Origin of the sequence: Sphingomonas sp. PP-CC-1A-547, from assembly GCF_003610375.1 — a bacterium.
Classification (GTDB): domain Bacteria; phylum Pseudomonadota; class Alphaproteobacteria; order Sphingomonadales; family Sphingomonadaceae; genus Sphingomonas.
Map to the genome: position 1 here is coordinate 559,738 of NZ_RAPZ01000010.1, position 19,986 is coordinate 579,723.

The 19,986-nt window shown below is 65.0% G+C and carries 14 protein-coding genes; 11 read left to right on the top strand and 3 right to left on the bottom strand.

What is annotated here, in order from left to right:
* Positions 1 to 95: 95 nt before the first annotated feature.
* From rpoB to C8J39_RS03360, 5 genes are all read left to right on the top strand, one after another.
* Positions 96 to 4,250: a DNA-directed RNA polymerase subunit beta gene (gene rpoB / locus C8J39_RS03345; RefSeq protein ID WP_060526672.1), complete on the top strand. Its 4,155-nt coding sequence runs from the start codon at positions 96 to 98 to the stop codon at positions 4,248 to 4,250.
* A gap of 131 nt (positions 4,251 to 4,381) precedes the next feature.
* Complete coding sequence (gene rpoC, locus C8J39_RS03350; RefSeq protein WP_107952646.1) at positions 4,382 to 8,668, top strand: DNA-directed RNA polymerase subunit beta'; 4,287 nt, start codon at positions 4,382 to 4,384, stop codon at positions 8,666 to 8,668.
* A 548-nt stretch (positions 8,669 to 9,216) separates the two neighbouring features.
* Complete coding sequence (locus tag C8J39_RS03355) at positions 9,217 to 10,110, top strand: glycosyltransferase (RefSeq protein ID WP_165895110.1); 894 nt, start codon at positions 9,217 to 9,219, stop codon at positions 10,108 to 10,110.
* A 68-nt stretch (positions 10,111 to 10,178) separates the two neighbouring features.
* Positions 10,179 to 10,385 carry a glycosyltransferase gene (locus C8J39_RS19265; protein WP_404969313.1) on the top strand — a complete coding sequence of 69 codons (207 nt, stop codon included), beginning with the start codon at positions 10,179 to 10,181 and terminating at the stop codon, positions 10,383 to 10,385.
* Between the two features lie 202 nt (positions 10,386 to 10,587).
* Positions 10,588 to 11,376 carry a hypothetical protein gene (locus C8J39_RS03360; protein WP_120299270.1) on the top strand — a complete coding sequence of 263 codons (789 nt, stop codon included), beginning with the start codon at positions 10,588 to 10,590 and terminating at the stop codon, positions 11,374 to 11,376.
* A 146-nt stretch (positions 11,377 to 11,522) separates the two neighbouring features.
* Here the strand turns inward: C8J39_RS03360 and C8J39_RS03365 are convergent, their stop codons facing one another.
* Together C8J39_RS03365 and C8J39_RS03370 are read right to left on the bottom strand one after the other, a co-directional pair.
* Positions 11,523 to 12,302, bottom strand: coding sequence for a metallophosphoesterase (locus C8J39_RS03365; RefSeq protein WP_243649708.1), 780 nt, complete (start codon positions 12,300 to 12,302; stop codon positions 11,523 to 11,525).
* Entirely contained in the window at positions 12,295 to 13,389 is a 1,095-nt protein-coding gene (locus C8J39_RS03370; protein WP_120299271.1) for a catalase family protein, read from the bottom strand. The genes C8J39_RS03365 and C8J39_RS03370 overlap by 8 nt, the downstream gene beginning before the upstream one ends.
* A gap of 126 nt (positions 13,390 to 13,515) precedes the next feature.
* Between C8J39_RS03370 and C8J39_RS03375 the strand changes: the two genes are divergently transcribed.
* The 5 genes from C8J39_RS03375 (at position 13,516) to C8J39_RS03395 (ending at position 18,401) form a co-directional block, all read left to right on the top strand.
* Positions 13,516 to 14,190: a fumarylacetoacetate hydrolase family protein gene (locus C8J39_RS03375; RefSeq protein ID WP_120299705.1), complete on the top strand. Its 675-nt coding sequence runs from the start codon at positions 13,516 to 13,518 to the stop codon at positions 14,188 to 14,190.
* Between the two features lie 44 nt (positions 14,191 to 14,234).
* Positions 14,235 to 15,854, top strand: a complete 1,620-nt coding sequence (locus tag C8J39_RS03380) for an OFA family MFS transporter (RefSeq protein WP_120299272.1) — start codon at positions 14,235 to 14,237, stop codon at positions 15,852 to 15,854.
* Positions 15,855 to 15,913: 59 nt separating this feature from the next.
* On the top strand, positions 15,914 to 16,807 hold the full coding sequence (locus C8J39_RS03385; RefSeq protein WP_120299273.1) for an SDR family oxidoreductase: 894 nt from the start codon (positions 15,914 to 15,916) through the stop codon (positions 16,805 to 16,807).
* A 242-nt stretch (positions 16,808 to 17,049) separates the two neighbouring features.
* Positions 17,050 to 18,183 carry a PepSY domain-containing protein gene (locus C8J39_RS03390; protein ID WP_120299274.1) on the top strand — a complete coding sequence of 378 codons (1,134 nt, stop codon included), beginning with the start codon at positions 17,050 to 17,052 and terminating at the stop codon, positions 18,181 to 18,183.
* On the top strand, positions 18,180 to 18,401 hold the full coding sequence (locus C8J39_RS03395) for a hypothetical protein (protein ID WP_120299275.1): 222 nt from the start codon (positions 18,180 to 18,182) through the stop codon (positions 18,399 to 18,401). Before C8J39_RS03390 ends, C8J39_RS03395 begins: the two co-directional genes overlap by 4 nt.
* A 63-nt stretch (positions 18,402 to 18,464) precedes the next feature.
* On the opposite strand, the gene C8J39_RS18630 is transcribed toward C8J39_RS03395, so the two are convergent.
* Positions 18,465 to 19,118, bottom strand: coding sequence for a hypothetical protein (locus C8J39_RS18630; protein WP_183037925.1), 654 nt, complete (start codon positions 19,116 to 19,118; stop codon positions 18,465 to 18,467).
* Between the two features lie 111 nt (positions 19,119 to 19,229).
* On the opposite strand from C8J39_RS18630, the gene C8J39_RS03405 reads away from it, so the two are divergent.
* On the top strand, positions 19,230 to 19,895 hold the full coding sequence (locus tag C8J39_RS03405) for a response regulator transcription factor (RefSeq protein WP_120299706.1): 666 nt from the start codon (positions 19,230 to 19,232) through the stop codon (positions 19,893 to 19,895).
* Positions 19,896 to 19,986 lie beyond the last annotated feature (91 nt).

Below are 19,986 nucleotides of genomic sequence, written 5' to 3' on the forward strand. Positions count from 1 at the left end.
CGCGGCCTTTTTGCGTGAACGTGCGTCCCGCTCGGGGGTTCCCAAGCACGAAATTACGACTGATCCGTCAGTTTTTATAGGGCGAAACAAAACCTATGGCTTCCAAGGCGATCGAACACGGCACTGCAAAGCGCCGTATCCGCAAGGTTTTCGGCAACATCCACGAAGTCGTGCAGATGCCGAACCTGATCGAAGTCCAGCGCGAGAGCTACGAGCAGTTCCTCCGCTCCGACAAGTCGATCGGCCACGTCTCGGGTCTCGAGAAGACGCTGCGCAGCGTGTTCCCGATCCAGGATTTCGCCGGCACCGCCTATCTCGATTTCGACGACTACGTTCTTGAGCCGCCGAAGTTCGACGTCGAGGAATGCCGCCAGCGCGGCATCACCTACGCCGCGCCGATGCGCGTCACGCTGCGCCTGACTGCGTTCGAGGTCGATCCGGATACCGAGGCCAAGTCGGTCATCGATATCAAGGAGCAGGACGTGTACATGGGCGACATGCCGCTCATGACCGAGAACGGCACGTTCTTCATCAACGGCACCGAGCGCGTCATCGTCAGCCAGATGCACCGTTCGCCGGGCGTCCTGTTCGATCACGATCGCGGTAAGACGCACGCATCGGGCAAGTACCTGTTCGCGGCGCGCGTGATCCCATATCGCGGTTCGTGGCTCGATTTCGAGTTCGACGCGAAGGACATCGTCAACGTTCGCATCGATCGCAAGCGCAAGCTGCCCGTCACAGCGCTGCTGTACGCGCTCGGCATGACGTCGGAAGAGATCCTCAACTATTTCTACAACCGCGTGACGTTCGTTCGCGGTCAGGGTGGCTGGATCGTTCCGTTCCAGGTCGAGAACTGGCGTGGCCAGAAGCCGATGTTCGACATCGTCGATGCCAAGACCGGCGAAGTCGTGTTCCCGAACGGCCAGAAGATCAGCCCCCGCGCTGCGAACAAGGCGTTCAAGGACGGCCTGACCGACCTGCTGATCCCCACCGAGGAAATCTTCGGCCGCTATTCCGCATACGACCTGATCGACGAGTCGACCGGCCGCATCTACATCGAAGCCGGTGACGAAGTTACGTCCGAGAACCTCGAACTGCTCGACCAGGCAGGCATCGAGCGTCTCGACCTGCTCGACATCGATCACGTCGCGACCGGTCCTTGGATCCGCAACACGCTCAAGGTCGACAAGGCCGAGGAGCGCGAGCAGGCCCTTAGCGACATCTACCGCGTGATGCGCCCCGGCGAGCCGCCGACGCTGGAGACCGCCGAGGCACTGTTCTCGGGTCTGTTCTTCGATCCGGATCGCTACGACCTGTCGGCCGTCGGCCGCGTGAAGCTCAACATGCGTCTCGACCTCGACGTCGAAGACACCGTGACGACGCTGCGCACCGAGGACATTCTCGAGGTCATCAAGACGCTCGTGAACCTCAAGGACGGCAAGGGCGAAATCGACGATATCGACAACCTCGGCAACCGTCGTGTCCGTTCGGTCGGCGAGCTGCTCGAGAACCAGTACCGCGTCGGCCTGCTCCGCATGGAGCGCGCCGTGAAGGAGCGCATGTCGTCGGTCGACGTCTCGACCGTCATGCCGAACGACCTGATCAACGCGAAGCCTGCGGTTGCCGCGGTCCGCGAATTCTTCGGCTCCTCGCAGCTGTCGCAGTTCATGGATCAGACCAACCCGCTGTCGGAAGTCACCCACAAGCGTCGCGTGTCGGCACTTGGACCAGGTGGTCTGACGCGTGAGCGCGCCGGCTTCGAAGTCCGCGACGTTCACCCGACGCACTATGGCCGCATCTGCCCGATCGAGACGCCGGAAGGCCCGAACATCGGCCTGATCAACTCGCTCGCCAGCTTCTCGCGGGTGAACAAGTACGGCTTCATCGAGACCCCGTACCGCAAGGTCGTCGACCACAAGGTCACCGACGACGTCGTCTACCTGTCGGCGATGGAAGAGGCCAAGCACACGATCGCGCAGGCCAACGCCGAGCTCGATTCGTCGAACGGCTTCGTCGAGGAGCTGGTGTCGTCGCGTCAGGCTGGCGAATTCCTGATGGCGCTGCCGGACAACATCACGTTGATGGATGTCAGCCCCAAGCAGCTCGTCTCGGTTGCCGCATCGCTCATTCCGTTCCTGGAAAACGATGACGCCAACCGCGCGCTGATGGGCTCGAACATGCAGCGTCAGGCCGTGCCGCTCGTCCAGGCCGAGGCGCCGTTCGTCGGCACCGGCATGGAAGAGACCGTGGCACGTGACTCTGGCGCCGCGATCTCGGCAAAGCGTGCGGGCATCGTCGACCAGGTCGACGCGGCGCGTATCGTGATCCGGGCGACCGGCGAGATCGATGCCGGCAAGTCGGGCGTCGACATCTACACGCTGATGAAGTTCCAGCGCTCGAACCAGTCGACCTGCATCAACCAGCGTCCGCTGGTGAAGGTAGGCGATGCGGTCCGTGCCGGCGACGTTCTCGCCGACGGTCCGTCGACCGAGTTCGGCGAGCTGGCGCTGGGTCGCAACAGCCTCGTCGCGTTCATGCCTTGGAACGGCTACAACTACGAGGATTCGATCCTGATCTCCGAGCGGATCGTGAAGGACGACGTGTTCACGTCGATCCATATCGACGAGTTCGAGGTGATGGCTCGTGACACGAAGCTTGGGCCTGAGGACATCACGCGCGACATCCCGAACGTCGGCGAGGAAGCGCTTCGCAACCTCGACGAAGCGGGCATCGTCTACATCGGTGCAGAGGTCGAGCCGGGCGATATCCTCGCCGGCAAGATCACGCCGAAGGGTGAATCGCCGATGACGCCGGAGGAGAAGCTTCTCCGCGCGATCTTCGGCGAGAAGGCCAGCGACGTGCGCGATACGTCGCTTCGCCTGCCGCCCGGCGTGTCGGGTACGGTCGTCGACGTTCGCGTCTTCAACCGTCACGGCATCGACAAGGACGAGCGCGCGATGGCGATCGAGCGCGAGGAGATCGAGCGCTTGAAGAAGGATTCGGACGACGAGCGTTCGATCCTGAACCGGGCGACCTGGTCGCGTCTTCGCGAGATGCTGCTCGACCAGACCGCCACCTCGGCGCCGAAGGGCGTCAAGAAGGGCGTCGTGATCGACATGGATTTGCTCGACAGCGTCGACCGCCACGAGTGGTGGAAGTTCGCGGTCGCCGACGACAAGGTCCAGAGCGATCTGGAAGCGGTCAAGATCCAGTATGACGATGCAGCCAAGCTGATCACGGACAAGTTCCATGATCGTCGCGAGAAGCTGGAGCGTGGTGACGAGCTGTCGCCGGGCGTGCTGAAGATGGTCAAGGTGTTCGTGGCGGTGAAGCGCAAGCTGCAGCCGGGCGACAAGATGGCCGGCCGTCACGGCAACAAGGGCGTTATCAGCCGCATCCTGCCGGCGGAGGACATGCCGTTCCTCGCCGACGGTACGCCGGTCGATATCGTGCTCAACCCGCTGGGCGTGCCGTCGCGTATGAACGTCGGTCAGATCTTCGAGACGCATCTGGGCTGGGCCGCACGTGGCCTGGGTCAGTCGATCACTGCGGCTCTCGAGACGTGGCGCGAAGAGAATCCGGACGCCAAGCCGGGTGCGATGCCCGAGGCGGTCCGCGATCGCCTCAAGACGGTGTACGGCGAGCAGTATCACGCCGAGATCGACGCCCGCACGGGTGACGAGATCGTCGAGCTCGCCAAGAACCTGAAGGGCGGCGTGCCGATGGCGACGCCGGTGTTCGATGGTGCCCGCGAAGCCGATGTGTCGGCGATGCTGGCGCTGGCGGGCCTCGACACGTCAGGTCAGTCGGACCTGTTCGACGGCCGCACCGGCGATCAGTTCGATCGCAAGGTGACGGTGGGCTACATCTACATGCTGAAGCTCCACCATCTGGTCGACGACAAGATCCACGCACGGTCGATCGGGCCGTACTCGCTCGTCACGCAGCAGCCGCTGGGTGGTAAGGCGCAGTTCGGTGGGCAGCGCTTCGGCGAGATGGAGGTCTGGGCACTCCAGGCCTACGGCGCGGCGTACACCTTGCAGGAAATGCTGACGGTGAAGTCGGACGACGTGGTCGGACGCACCAAGGTCTACGAGGCGATCGTCAAGGGCGACGACACGTTCGAGGCCGGCATCCCGGAGAGCTTCAACGTGCTCGTCAAGGAAATGCGCTCGCTCGGCCTGAATGTGGACCTGAAGCAGTCGGAGCCCGGCTTCGACAGCGACGGCATCCAGATCGCGGCGGAGTAAGCCTCAACTCCTCCCCTCCCGCTTGCGGGAGGGGTCGGGGGAGGGCCTGTCCCCGCAGGCACCACCCCGAGAGGCTACGACATCCCCTCCCCTAGCCCCTCCCGCCATGCGGGAGGGGAATGGAGAATAAAATGAACGAGATGACCCCCTTCGCCAATCCGGTCGCCAAGACCGAGACGTTCGACCAGATCCAGATCGGCATCGCGTCCCCGGACAAGATTCGTTCGTGGTCGTTCGGCGAGATCAAGAAGCCCGAAACCATCAACTACCGCACGTTCAAGCCCGAGCGTGACGGCTTGTTCTGCGCGCGCATCTTCGGTCCGATCAAGGATTACGAGTGCCTGTGCGGCAAGTACAAGCGCATGAAGTACAAGGGCATCGTCTGCGAGAAGTGCGGCGTCGAGGTTACCGTCTCGAAGGTTCGCCGCGAGCGGATGGGCCATATCGAGCTCGCCGCCCCGGTCGCGCACATCTGGTTCCTGAAGTCGCTGCCGTCGCGCATCGGCCTGCTGCTCGACATGCAGCTGAAGCAGCTCGAGCGCGTGCTGTACTTCGAGGCGTACATCGTGATCGAGCCGGGCCTGACCCCGCTCGAGAAGTATCAGCTGATGACCGAGGACGAGCTCCTCGACGCGCAGGACCAGTATGGCGAGGACGCGTTCTCGGCCGGTATCGGTGCCGAAGCGGTCCGCATCATGCTCGAATCGCTCGATCTCGTCGGCGAGCGTACCGCGCTGCTCGAAGAGCTTGCGGTCACCAAGTCCGAGCTGAAGCCCAAGAAGATCATCAAGCGCCTGAAGGTCGTCGAGAGCTTCATCGATTCGGGTAACCGCCCCGAGTGGATGATCCTCGAGGTCGTTCCGGTCATCCCGCCCGAGCTGCGCCCGCTGGTGCCGCTGGACGGTGGTCGCTTCGCGACGTCGGATCTGAACGATCTGTATCGCCGCGTGATCAACCGCAACAACCGCCTGAAGCGCCTGATGGAGCTTCGTGCGCCGGACATCATCGTCCGCAACGAGAAGCGCATGCTCCAGGAGGCGGTCGACGCATTGTTCGACAACGGTCGCCGCGGTCGGACGATCACGGGTGCGAACAAGCGTCCGCTGAAGTCGCTGTCCGACATGCTCAAGGGCAAGCAGGGCCGCTTCCGCCAGAATCTGCTCGGCAAGCGCGTCGATTATTCGGGTCGTTCGGTCATCGTGACCGGGCCTGAGCTGAAGCTGCACCAGTGTGGCCTGCCGAAGAAGATGGCGCTCGAGCTGTTCAAGCCGTTCATCTACGCCCGTCTCGATGCGAAGGGTCTGTCGATGACTCTGAAGCAGGCGAAGAAGTGGGTCGAGAAGGAGCGCAAGGAAGTCTGGGATATCCTGGACGAGGTGATCCGCGAGCACCCGGTCATGCTGAACCGTGCGCCGACGCTTCACCGTCTCGGCATCCAGGCGTTCGAGCCGGTTCTGATCGAGGGCAAGGCGATCCAGCTTCACCCGCTGGTCTGCTCCGCGTTCAACGCCGATTTCGACGGCGATCAGATGGCCGTGCACGTCCCGCTGTCGCTCGAAGCGCAGTTGGAAGCGCGCGTGTTGATGATGTCGACGAACAACATCCTGTCGCCCGCCAACGGCAAGCCGATCATCGTTCCGTCGCAGGACATGGTCCTCGGTCTCTATTATCTGTCGATGATGAAGGAGAACGAGCCGGGCCAGGGGATGCTGCTCGGTGACATGGCCGAAGTGCACCAGGCGTTGAACGCTCAGGCGGTCACGCTGCACACCAAGGTCATCAGCCGCGTTCCGCAGACCGACGAGAAGGGCAAGCAGTACCTCAAGCGGTACGAGACGACCCCGGGCCGCATGCTGCTGGGCGAGTGCCTGCCGCACAGCCACAAGGTGCCGTTCGACACCGTCAACCGCCTCCTCACCAAGAAGGACGTGGGCGACGTGATCGACGAGGTCTATCGTCACACCGGCCAGAAGGAGACCGTGCTGTTCGCCGACGCGATCATGTCACTCGGCTTCCGTCACGCGTTCCGCGCCGGCATCTCGTTCGGCAAGGACGACATGATCATTCCGGACGCCAAGGTTGGTCTGGTCGACGACACCAAGGCACTCGTGAAGGACTTCGAGCAGCAGTATCAGGACGGCTTGATCACGCAGCAGGAGAAGTACAACAAGGTTATCGACGCCTGGAGCCGTTGCGGTGACCAGGTCGCGAACGCCATGATGGACGAGATCCGTGCGGTGAAGGTCGACGAGGAGACCGGCCGTGAAAAGCCGATCAACTCGATCTACATGATGGCCCATTCGGGTGCTCGTGGTTCGCAGGCGCAGATCAAGCAGCTTGCGGGTATGCGTGGCCTCATGGCGAAACCTTCCGGTGAAATCATCGAGACGCCGATCATCTCGAACTTCAAGGAGGGCCTGACCGTCCTTGAGTACTTCAACTCGACCCACGGCGCTCGCAAGGGCCTCGCGGATACGGCGTTGAAGACGGCGAACTCGGGCTACCTGACGCGTCGTCTGGTCGACGTGTCGCAGGACTGCGTCATCATCGAACCGGATTGCGGCACGACCCGCGCGCTGGAGATGAAGGCCATTCTCCAGGGTGGTTCGACCATCGCAAGCCTCGGCGAGCGCATCCTCGGTCGTACGACCGCGGAAGACATCGTCGATCCGAAGACCGGCAAGGTCGTCATCCCGTCGGGCACGCTGCTCGACGAGCCGATGATCACGACGATCGAGGGCCTGGGTACGCAGTCGTGCAAGATCCGCAGCCCGCTGGTCTGCGAATCGAAGATCGGCGTCTGCGGCAAGTGCTACGGGCGCGATCTCGCCCGCGGTACGCCGGTCAACATCGGTGAAGCTGTCGGCGTCATCGCCGCGCAGTCGATCGGTGAGCCGGGCACGCAGCTGACGATGCGTACGTTCCACATCGGTGGTGCGGCGCAGCTCAACGAAACGTCGAACCTTGAGGCGCATGCCGACGGTACGGTGCAGTTCCGCGATCTGCGTATCATCGTCGACCAGCGTGGCCGTCGCGTGGTGCTCAGCCGCTCGGGCGAAATCGCGATCGTCGACATGGACGGCCGCGAGCTCTCGGTCGATCGCATCCCGTACGGTGCGTACGTGCTGTTCGACGATGGTCACATCGTGTCGCGCGGCGATCGGATGGCCGAGTGGGATCCGTTCACCATGCCGGTGATCACGGAGAACCCGGGCACGATCAAGTATGTCGACCTGATCGAGGGCAAGACGCTCACCGAGCAGACCGACGAAGCCACGGGCATCGCCCAGCGCGTCGTGATCGAATATCGTGCGGCGACCAAGTCGAAGGAGGATCTGCGTCCGCGCATGACCCTGCTCGACGAGACGTCGGGCGAGACCGGCCGCTACATGCTGGCGATCGGCGCGACGCTGTCGGTCGAGGATGGCGCACAGGTGTTCGGCGGCGACGTCGTGGCCCGCGTCAGCCGCGAAAGCGCCAAGACGCGCGACATCACCGGTGGTCTGCCGCGTGTTGCCGAGCTGTTCGAGGCACGTATCCCCAAGGACTCGGCGATCATCGCCAAGATCTCGGGCCGCGTCGTGTTCGGCAAGGACTACAAGGCGAAGCGCAAGATCGGCATCCAGCCCGAGGATGGCGGCGACGTCGTCGAGTATCTGGTGCCGAAGTCGAAGGTCATCGACGTTCAGGAAGGCGATTACGTCAAGCGCGGCGATAACCTGATCGGCGGCTCGCCCGATCCGCACGACATCCTCGAGACGATGGGCATCGAACCCCTCGCCGAGTATCTCGTGTCGGAAATCCAGGAGGTCTATCGTCTCCAGGGCGTGAAGATCAACGACAAGCACATCGAGACGATCGTTCGTCAGATGCTGCAGAAGGTCGAGATCACCGACGGCGGCGACACCACGCTGCTGAAGGGCGAGCAGGTCGATCGCGAGGAAATGGACGCGACCAACGAGAAGCTCGAGAAGAAGCAGACCCGCGCACAGGGCAAGCCTATCCTGCTCGGCATCACCAAGGCGTCGCTGCAGACCCGCAGCTTCATCTCGGCGGCATCATTCCAGGAGACCACCCGCGTCCTCACCGAGGCAGCGGTCCAGGGTAAGCAGGACATGCTGATGGGCCTGAAGGAGAACGTGATCGTCGGCCGGCTCATCCCGGCAGGCACCGGTGCAGGCCTCAACCGCCTGCGTGTCGTGGCCAACAGCCGCGATGCCGCGATGCGCGTCCAGCAGCGCAAGATGGCGGAGGTGTCGATCGTGGCACCGATGTCGGCTGCAGACGAGCACGCTGCCGAACTGGCACGTTCGCCGCGCGATGCAGGCGGCGCAGGCGAGGATCCGCTCGCAGCGGTCGTCACCTCGGGCACCGGCACCGATGCGGATGCCGGCGAGTATCTGAACGAAGCCGAGTAATCGGTTTCTTCAGACGCCTCGGCGCTGACTAAGGAAAAGGCCGCCGTCCGGGATACCGGGCGGCGGCCTTTTGGTTTTAGGGCGCAAATGCAGAGAAGGGCTGATCGACCTTCGGAGTTTTGCAGAGCTTAATCTAAACCCGGTCGGCTCAGGCGAGATCGATGGGTACAGCTGTCAGGCAAGCTGTTTCCCCGCGAAGGCGGGGATCCAGACTGGGCTCCCGCCTTCGCGGGAGAACAAGAGTGTGCCGCCGTCAAATTGCAAGTCGCCCTACTCAAGAGGGATATTGACGCGATCCGGCGTCCCCCGTTCTACAAGACACGTCTTTCGATTTGCGCTCCGTGGACGCCGCAACTTGTCCGGCATGACGGGGAAAATGCCGATCTGGCGGTCCGCGCTGACAGTAGATCGGCCCCCCTAGCGCGCGTGGCTTCATGCCGTGCACCACGGCATCGACAATTTCTCCGCAACAAAGCAGTCGCATTCCCGCTGTACGGCTGCGGCGGGTGCTGTCGAAATTAGCGGCCGGGAAGGACAACACAGAGCCGATGCGAAAGATCGTCCTCGCCACGATCGGCTCGCTCGGCGACCTGCATCCCTTCATCGCGATTGGCCTTGCGCTGAAGGCTAGAGGGTTCGCGGTCGTGATGGCGGTACCTGCCGATCACGTCGCCAAGGTCGAAGCCGCAGGCCTCACCGGCGTCGCTATCGTCGGTGGGTTCGACGCGCTGACCGAGACGTTGGGCATGCCGCCCGACCAGGTCGCAAAGCGGATCATGTCGGATCAGACCTATCTGATAAACCGAATCCTGATGCCGTGGCTGGCCGACAGCACGACGGCGCTCGACGACGCGATTGAGGGGGCAGTCGCGCTGGTCGCCTCACTGTTCGTGTTCGCCGCGCCGATCGTCGCGGAAGCGCGGGGCGTGCCGCTGGTCAACGTTCTGCTCCAGCCGATGGCGACGTTCTCCGCCTATGCGCGCCCCCGCACGCCCGACTTCGCGATGATGGCCCACGCACCTACCGGGCCGATCGGTCGTGCCTGGAACCGGTCGGTGTACCGGATCATGCGCGGCGTCCTGCGACATCGGTATGGACGCCCCGTCGATGCGGTTCGCAAGACAACCGGCCTGCCGCCGTCACGCCAGGCGTTGCTGCTCGAGACGCCCGCGAGCGCCGACCTGACCTTGTGCTGCTATTCGCCGGCCATCGCGCCGCGCCAGCCTGACCTCCCCGACAATGCGCGCGTCACTGGCTTTGCGATCTTCGACAGCGATACCGGCGCCCCCGAAACACTCGATCCCGCGCTCGAGACGTTCCTTCCGCCGGTCCACCGCCGCTGGTCTTCACACTGGGATCCTTTGCGACGTTTGCGCCTGGCGACTTCTACAACGCTGCAGCCTCGACCGCGCGAACGCTCGGGCTGCGCGCGGTACTGCTGACCGGTAGCGACGATCTGGCAGCAGCGAGCGAACACGTCCATGTCTGCCGCTATGCGCCGCACTCGCTGCTGTTCCCGCTAGCCTGCGCGATCGTCCATCACGGCGGCGCGGGCTCGACCGGGCAAGCGCTACGCGCCGGCAAACCGCAACTCGTCGTCCCGCACATGGGCGATACGACAACGGGCACCGCATTCAATCGATCGGCGTCGGCAAGACGCTGTCGTCGAAACACTTCACGACCGCGCGTGCTGGTGCCGCGATCACCGCCATCCTGACCGACCAAATGCGCGAGAAGGCCGCGCAGGTCGGCGCGCAGGTTGCGCTGGAGAACGGCGCAGAGGCTGCTGCGGACGCGATCGCAGCGCTCGTCGTTGAGCGCGGCTGACTTGGTCGACAGTTTTCAGGGATCATGGTGACAAAAAGATCATCGACGCCGGGCGTTGCCGTCGCGCCTTGGCGGGGCTAGGCGGACTGCCGATGCGGTCGGCGTACCATCCTTCGTCGATCGAGACGCGCGGTTCGACCCGTCGGCGGAGCGGCGCGTTCGTACTGACCGTCATCGCGCATGTCCTTATTCTCCTGCTGCTGTTGCGACTGGCGCCCTCGGTTACCTCGAAGCCCGAGGAGCGGCGCGAGCCGGTCACGTTCCAGATTGCCCCGGATCAGACTGCCCCCACGCCCGAAAAGCGCACGCCGTCGCCGACCAGGCAAAAGCGTGCGAGCGGCGGTTCGCCGCAGCGTGCCGCACCCAGGGTCCCCGCGGCACAGGCGCCTCCTGCCCCGCCGAAGTCGCCACCACCGCTGCCGATCAAGATGCTCGGCGGGATGGAAATGTTCGATGCGGCCGATATCTCGAAAATGCCGTCGCATCCCGACGATCAGCTTGCCGGCGGTGACGGTGGCAGCGGGGCGGGCAAGGGCAAGGACAGCGGGTCCGCCTATGGCCCCGGCGAAGGCCCGGGTGGCGAGCGGCTGTACAAGGTCGAATGGTATCGCCGACCGACCGACGCCGAACTCAACGGTTACCTGAAGAGCGCCCCGCCGCCGAACAGCTGGGCGAAGATCGCGTGCCGGATGATCGCGAATTACCAGGTCGAAAACTGCCGTGCGCTGAGCGAGTCGCCGGTCGGCTCGGGGCTGGCGCGGGCGATGCGGCAGGCCGCGTGGCAGTTCCGGGTTCGGCCGCCGCGGGTGGGTGGGAAGCAGATCCTCGGCGGCTGGGTCGAGATCGATATCGAGTTCAATTCCGGGAGAGCGCCGGACTAGGTAAGCTTCTGATCCTCCCCGCCAGGGGGAGGTGGCACCAAAGGTGACGGAGGGGGAGGACACGGAACAGCGGTCGGCGCTTACCGCCCCCTCCGTCTGGCAAGCGCCAGCCACCTCCCCCTGGCGGGGGAGGATCGGAGCCTCAGTCAGATCTCACTCGTGATGGAGTGCTTGGCCTCGGGGGACAACGTCCGTGCAAGCGTCTCGAACTGCCCACCCTCGACGCGGATCTCGTTGAACGCCGGGGGACTGCCGCGCGTGCGTTTCGACAGCGTGCCGGCACCGATCATGCGGATGATCCGGCCTGCGCGCTCGACGGGGACGTCGAACGGGTCGTGGACGTGACCCGACAACACCGCGTGCGCGCCCGCCTCGGCCAGCGCGGTCAGGGCCTCGTCGCCGTTACGCGTCTTGGCGGTTCCGGTGGTGCCGCCCTCGATCAGCGGATGATGCGCGCCGATGAAGATCAGATTGCCCTTCGGCACGTCCGCGATCATTGCCAGCGCGCGCTTGAGCGAACCGGGGCTCACACGCCCCTTCGACCAGTTCCACCTCCACTGCGCTCGCGCCGTCGTCTTCAGCGGGACGACGGTGACGCCGGGAAGCTCCAACGGCTTCTCAATCATCTGCTCGACGGCCGCGTAGCGCTGGTACGGCGCGAGCAGCCGGCGGAACGGGTCCCAATAATAGGGGATGTCATGATTGCCGACTTCCAGCGTCACCGGCACGCCGAGCGAACGCAGCCAGTCGCCGCCCTGCTGGAACTCGTCCTTGGTGGCGCGCATCGTCAGGTCGCCGGTCATGATGACCGCGTCCGGCTTCTCCTCGGCGACACGCTCGGAAAACCAGGCGATTGCCGCCGGGTCCTCCGCGCCGAAATGTACGTCGCTGACGTGGAACAGTTTCAGCGTGCGGGCCTCAGGCAATTTCGGACAGCTTCGTCGGCTCGTGCATCGGGCAGCCGTTGAACTTGCCACGGAAGTTCGCCGACTGCTTGTACGTTTCGTTGCGGGCGCGATTGACGCCGCCGAGCGGCTGGTGGGCAGTGATGCCGTGCCAGATGCTGTACGACAGCGCATCGTCGGTATGATCGGTGACGCCCTGCTCCCAAGAAAGCTGCGGCGGAATTTCAAGCGTCGCTACGGTCACGAACGGACTCTCTTTCTCGTCCCACACCGCCGAGGCATCCTCGATCGGCATTTTTTCGAGATCGGTGTTTAGCTGCACGCGGAATTCCCAGGTGCCGCCATGCTCGATCATCTCGTCGCGTACGACCTCGCGCAACGCATCCGGGCGCGCGGTGATATCGACGGTATCGTCGGTGAGCCGGGTAAGGCCCGGCGAGACCGGGAACAGTGCGACCTTCGCGATATAGTCGCCGTGACGAAAGGGCGTTTGCGAATAATAGGTCTCGCCGAGCGGGTGGACGGGCTTGGCACCACCGAGCGTCTGCAACGTGGCGGACTGGCCACCGACTGCTTCCAGCGCGGATTCGACGACGCGGAACGTAGCGGACATCGCCTTCTTCACGCCCTCGAACCGGTCGGTCGTCTTGGCCAGCAACTTGAGGTTCTTCGAGAACGCCTTGGCGTCGGGCGCCGAGAAGGCCGGGCCGTTGACCATGATGAAGTCCTGCGTCGTGTCGCCTTCCGAGCCCGGCAGGCGTGCGCCTTCAACGTCCAGGATCTTGAGCGCTAGGCCACGTGGCAGGCTGATGCTGTCGTCGAGGATGTCGCCGGCGTTGGTAGAGATGCGGATCACCGCTTCATGCGTACCCGGCCGGGCGAAAATGCCCTGGGCGAGTTCGGCGGGGAGGTTGTCGGCTACCGTGAACGTCCCGCGCGCGATGCCGTGAGCCTTGGCATGGACCGAGCGTACCGCATGACCATAATCCTGCGACGTCGTCTCCAGAATTTCCTGGAAGGACCCCTCCAGCGTCTTCAGCGTCTCCTGCTCGTCGGGCGCGATCGTTTCGACCGAGGGATCGAAACGGACGGGTTGTTTGCTGGGCATGGGGGATATCTCCTCTGGGTACCTAGCCGTAACCGCTTGAGCGGAAAGACGTTCCGCTCCCGTTGCAAACCCAGTGCGTTGCAAACCGAACGCGTGCGGCCGAAGGAGAACGGCGAAGGAGCCATCATGCACATCCCACACGTCACCGCGCCGACAGTCGCCATCGCCGGCACGACCGACCGCTTCCCCGTCCGCCGGATCTTCTGCGTCGGCCAGAACTATGCCGACCACGCCCGCGAGATGGGCTCCGATCCCGACCGGCAGGAGCCGTTCTTCTTTTCCAAGCCCGCCGACGCGGTTGTCGCAAACGCCACCACGCTCCCCTTCCCGCTCAAGACAGAAGACCTGCATCACGAAGTCGAACTCGTGATCGCGCTCGGCGCGGGCGGCAAGGATATCGCGGTCGAGTATGCCGCTGCGACGATCTTCGGCGCAGGCGTTGGCATCGACCTGACGCGCCGCGATCTCCAGGCGGCGGCAAAGAAGGCCGGGCGCCCGTGGGACATGGCGAAAGGCTTCGATCGCTCCGCCCCCGTCGGCGCGCTCACGTTAGGTGTGCCCGCGACCAAGGGCAGCATCGCGCTCGCGATCGACGGCGAGACACGCCAGTCCGGCGACCTGTCGATGATGATCTGGAGCGTGCCCGAAATCATCGCGACGTTGTCGACCTTCGTCGAACTGGCGCCGGGCGACCTGATCTTCACCGGCACCCCCGCCGGCGTCGGCCCGATCCGGCGCGGACAGATCGTGCACGCGACGATCGACGGGTTCGAAACACTGGAGGTGACATTCGCCGCATGATCGCCCATCATCCAGCACATAAACAAAACTAAACAGGGGGTTGCATGCCGGACACGAGAGACCTGGGCACGGAAGGCTTTCTCAGCCGGGCCCGGACAGTCGCCGCACCGGGTTTCAACCGCTGGCTGGTGCCCCCCTGCGCGCTCGCGATCCACCTGTGCATCGGCATGGCGTACGGGTTCAGCGTGTTCTGGTTGCCGCTGTCGCGCGCGATCGGGATCACGGATCCGGTCGCCTGCCCGAACCTCTCGCTGCTCGGCGCGCTGACCACCACGACCTGCGACTGGCGGGTCAGCGACCTCGTCTGGACGTACACGCTGTTCTTCGTCGTGCTGGGTGCCGCCGCCGCGATCTGGGGCGGCTGGCTCGAGCGCGCCGGCCCGCGGAAAGCCGGCGTCGTCGCCGCATTCTGCTGGTGCGGCGGCATGGGTATCGCCGCGATCGGCATTTCCACGCACCAGCTCTGGCTGATCTGGCTGGGGTCGGGCGTGATCGGCGGGATCGGGCTCGGGCTCGGCTATATCTCGCCCGTCTCGACGCTGATCAAATGGTTTCCCGATCGGCGCGGGATGGCGACCGGCATGGCGATCATGGGCTTTGGCGGCGGCGCGATGATCGGCGGACCGCTCGCCGACCTGTTGATGAAGCATTTCGCTAGCCCGACTGGCGTCGGCGTCTGGCAGACGTTCCTGGTCCTCGCCTGCGTTTATTTCGTGTTCATGATGGCCGGCGCGATCGGCTACCGCGTGCCTGCCGAGGGTTGGGCGCCCGCAGGCTGGACTGCGCCGACCAGCGCAAAGGCATCGATCAGTCGCTTCAACGTCGCCTTGTCGGACGCTCACCGCACGCCGCAATTCTGGCTGGTGTGGCTGGTGCTGTTCTTCAACGTCTCCGCCTCGATCGGGATCATCGGCATCGCCTCGCCGATGTTGCAGGAGCTGTTCGGCGGACGCCTGATCGACGCGCCGAGCGTGTTGTTCACCGCGTTCGACGACGACCAGAAGAAGGCGGCGGCCGCGGTCGGCGCAGGGTTCGTCGGCGCGATCAGCCTGTTCAACATCGGCGGGCGCTTCTTCTGGGCCTGGCTGTCCGATCGGATCGGGCGCAAACCCCTGTTCGCGACGATCCTCGCGGCAGGCGCGGTGCTCTACGGTTTCGCGGCACCGGCACTCGCTGGCACCACACTGGGCCTGTTCATCCTGGTCTTCTGCATTCTCGCCTCGATGTACGGCGGCGGGTTCGCGACTGCGCCGGCGTATCTCGCCGATCTGTTCGGGACCAAGTATGTCGGCGCGATCCACGGCCGGTTGCTGACCGCCTGGTCGACCGCGGGCGTGGTCGGACCGCTGCTCGTAGCCAACATGCGTGACCGAGCGATCGCGGCGGGTGTGCCTCGCAGCGATATCTATCCGCCGATCTTCCTCGTGCTGGCGGCGATGCTCGTCGCCGGGTTTGTCGCGAACCTGTTCGTCCGGCCGGTCGCGGCCAAGTTCCACATGGCGGCGGACGACCGTCCCATCGCTGTCGACACGGTGGCCGGCGGTACGGCAGTGGCGACAACCGGCACCTCGCCGATCGTCGTCTTCGCGTGGCTTGCAGTCGGGCTGCCGATCCTCTGGGGGATCTACATGACGCTGTCGAAGGCGTTGATCCTGCTCAAATAGAACGCAACCTATCCGCGCAGACATGGGTTGCCCCTGCTCAATCTTCACAGGAGCAACCCATGGCCGACCGCCTCACCATGCAGGATCCCCGCACGCAGTATCCGCAGCCCCCCTTCCCGCAGCAGCCGCAGGAAGCGCCGGGCATCGCGTCGAAGATGGACCCGAAGCCCGATCACGGGGAGACCAGCTACAAGGGCTCGGGCAAGCTGGACGGGCGCAAGGCGCTCATCACCGGCGGCGACAGCGGCATCGGCCGCGCCGCCGCGATCGCCTATGCGCGTGAAGGGGCCGATGTCGCGATCGTCTACCTCCCTGCCGAAGAGGCCGATGCGAAGGAAGTCGTCGCGCTGATCGAGGCCGAGGGGCGCAAGGCCCTAGCGCTGCCGGGCGATGTGAAGAACGAGTCGTTCTGTCGCGCCGCAGTCCAGCAGACGGTCGATGCGTTCGGCGGCCTCGACGTGCTGGTCGTCAACGCCGGACGTCAGCAGACCCGGCCGACCGTCGCCGATATCTCGACCGACGATTTCGATCAGACGATGAAGACCAACGTCTATGCGCTGCACTGGTTCGTGCAGGCCGCCGTCCCGCATCTGCCGGTCGGCGCGGCGGTGGTCACGACCGCTTCCGTGCAGGGCTATGATCCGTCGGACAATCTGCTCGACTATGCGACCACCAAGGCAGCGATCGTCGCGTATACCAAGGGTCTCGCCAAGCAGCTGATCGAGAAGGGCATACGCGCCAATGTCGTCGCGCCGGGCCCGTTCTGGACGGTGCTTCAGCCCAGCGGCGGCCAGCCACAAGCATCGGTCGAGACGTTCGGGTCGAAGAGCCAGTTCGGCCGTCCGGGCCAGCCCGTCGAGATCGCGCCGGTATATGTCCTACTCGCCTCGCAGGAGGGCAGCTACATCACGGGCGAAGTCTACGGCGTCACCGGCGGCGCCGGCGTAGCCTGACCCCCTAATCCTCCCCCGCAAGGGGAGGTGGCACCGCAGGTGACGGAGGGGGAGGAACGCGCAACAGCGGTTACCCTTTCCCCCCCCTCCGTCTGGCAAGCGCTAGCCACCTCCCCTGGCGGGGGAGGATCAGTTGACGGAGCCCGCGCTAACGTCGCTATTGCACATCGTTATCAAATCTGTACCTGTGTGGCGGTGCGCGCCCGACAGATCATACCCCTCATCGAAACCGCTCCCCGCGCATGACACGCGGCACGATCAAGACATGGTATCTCGTCCACAAATGGACGAGCCTGATCTGCACCGCGTTCCTGCTGATGCTCTGCGTGACCGGCCTGCCGCTGATCTTCGACGAGGAAATCGACGGCTGGCTCGACCCGCCCGCGCCGATGGCGACGCTGCCAGCCAACACACCGTCGCTGTCGCTCGACGCCATTCTCGGCCGCGCTGCGAAGGCCGCCCCCGGCGAAATTCCTCTCTACATCAGCTTCGACGACGAGCGCCCGATCGTCTACGTGACGACCGGCCCGACGCCCGACGCAGCCCCCGCAGCGATGCACTTCCTCGCGTTCGACGCGCGCACCGGTGCTAAGATGCCCCCTTATGTCCCTGGCGTGATGGCGTTCATCCTGAAGCTCCACACCGATATGTTCCTCGGCTTCTGGGCGGAAATCTTCCTGGGCGTAATGGGCCTGCTATTCTTCGCCGCGATCGTATCGGGCGTCGTGCTCTACGCCCCGTTCATGGCCAAGCTCGACTTCGGCACGTTGCGTCGCGGGCGCAGCAAGCGGCTCGGCTGGCTCGATCGCCACAACCTTCTCGGGATCGTCACGCTCGCCTGGGCGAGCGTCGTCGGCGTGACGGGGACGATCAACACTTTCGTCGTGCCGATCACTGCTATCTGGAAGTCGAACGGCCTCGCCGAGATCAGCGCCAGCGAGACGCGCACGCCGCTCGGGCCCCAGCGCGCCTCGGTTCAGGCCGCGCTCGACGAGGTGCAGCGCGAGGCGCCCGAGATGAAGCCGCAGTTCATCGCCTTCCCCGGCGTCGTCTTCAGCAGCCACCATCACTACGCTGTCTTCCTCAAGGGCGCGACGCCGCTGACGTCGAAGATGTTGCTGCCCGGCTTCGTCGATGCCGCGACCGGACGGCTAGACGCGGTCGTGCCGATGCCGTGGTACATGCAGGCGATGCTGCTCGCACAGCCGCTGCATTTCGGGAACTACGGCGGCCTCGCGATGAAGATCATTTGGGCGCTCTTCGACATATTGACGATCATCGTGCTCGGCAGCGGGCTGTATCTTTGGCTGCGTCGTCGCGGCGGTCCGAGCGACCAGCGCGTCCGCGAAGTCGTGATGGCGGGAGAAATCGCATGACTCACAAGACCAACGGCCAGATCTTTGCGCTGCCGATCCTGCTCGGCGTGTCGACCGTCGCGGGGCTCGGCGCAGGTCTGATCGGCGACGGCGTCTGGGATGTCGGCGCAGGCCTGCTGCTCGCGCTGCCCCTGGTCGTGACCGGCCGCTACTGGGTCCGCTCGCCCGAACCGGTGCTGCGCCGTCAACAGCTCCAGCCCGCACCAATACGACGATAACGCGGAACCGGCATGATACCGGCCCCGCGCTAGTGTCAGATCGCCGTGGTGCGGCGAACGGCGTCAGGTCGCCGCATTAGCCTGTCGGGCTGGCGCGCTTGGGAGCGCACCGACGGGAGCAGCACCCGGCGCGGGAGCGAGAGCACCCGGAGCGATCGGCGGCGGCGGTGCCACGCCCGCTGGCGGCGGAGGAGCCATACCGGCTGGCGGCGGCGGGGGAGCCCCCGGACCGCCCGGACCGCCCGGGCCACCGGGGCCGTCACGACCAGGGCCACCGGGACCATGCGGGCCACGCGGCGGGCCGCCGACCGGGCCCAGTGCCGTTACCTTGCCGCCGGGCGCGACCAGGAACGAGGCGTGGACGAAGCCATCCTCGAACCGACCCTGGATCGTCACCGGCTGGCCGGCCGCGACCAGATTGCTGCCATCGCCTTCACGACCGAGATCGACAAGCGCGCGGCCGGTGCGGTCGGCCATCACGAACTTGTTGCCGTATGTCTCCGCGACCGTGCCGCGGATCGTGACGATGCCGTCCGACTGAAGCGAACGGATCGCGGTTGGCGTGGCGGGCGCCATCGTCACGCTCGGGCGGGTCGCGGCGACGGTGACGGCGCCGGCTGCCCCGCCGACGACGAGCAGGCCGGCCGCGGCGAGTGCCAGGCGGTTGCGGCGGAGATTGAAGCGCTTGTTCGGCGCGCCGTGGGAATGTTCGGTCATTGCGTCGTTCCTCTCATTGGTTGACGAATCACTGTCTAGGCGCGCGCCGCCGACGCACGCTGAACCAAGCCGTTCAGATTCCGTTGGGGTCTCGAACATAGGGACATGCGCATGCGGGTATTATTGGTCGAGGACGATGCGGCGATCGCCGAAGGGCTGGCGCGGGCATTGCGCGCGGAGCATTTCGCGGTCGACGTCGCGAGCAACGGCGAGGATGGCGGGCATCTCGGCGCCACCGAATTGTATGACGCAGCGGTTCTGGATCTCGGCCTGCCCAAGCGCGACGGCCTGTCGCTCTTGCGCGACTGGCGCGCCGCGGGACGCGACCTGCCCGTACTGATCCTAACAGCGCGCGACGGCTGGTCGGAAAAGGTCGAGGGCTTCAAGGCCGGCGCCGACGATTATGTCGTGAAGCCGTTCCGCGTCGAGGAGGTCGTGATGCGATTACGCGCGCTGGTCCGTCGCGCGGCCGGTCACGCCGCATCGCGCGTCACGTGCGGACCGCTGACGTTCGACGCGCAACTCGGCACGTTCGAGCGTGACGGCCTGCCATTGAAGCTGACCGCGTTCGAATGGCGCGTGCTGTCGGCACTGATGCTCCGCCGTGAAGTGGTGATCGAACGCGCCGACCTGACCGAGCGCGTCTACGAGGGCGATGCGGATGTCGACTCGAACTCGATCGAGGTGATCATCGGCCGGTTGCGGCGGAAGATCGGCGCCCAGATGATCGAGACGGTCCGCGGCCGCGGGTATCGGCTGACGGCGGATGGATCGTGATGGCGAAGACGCAAACCCATCATCAGCACCACAGCACCACCCCGGCGAAGGCCGGGGCCCAATTGGGGAAGAACAGTAATGGCGCGTCGTC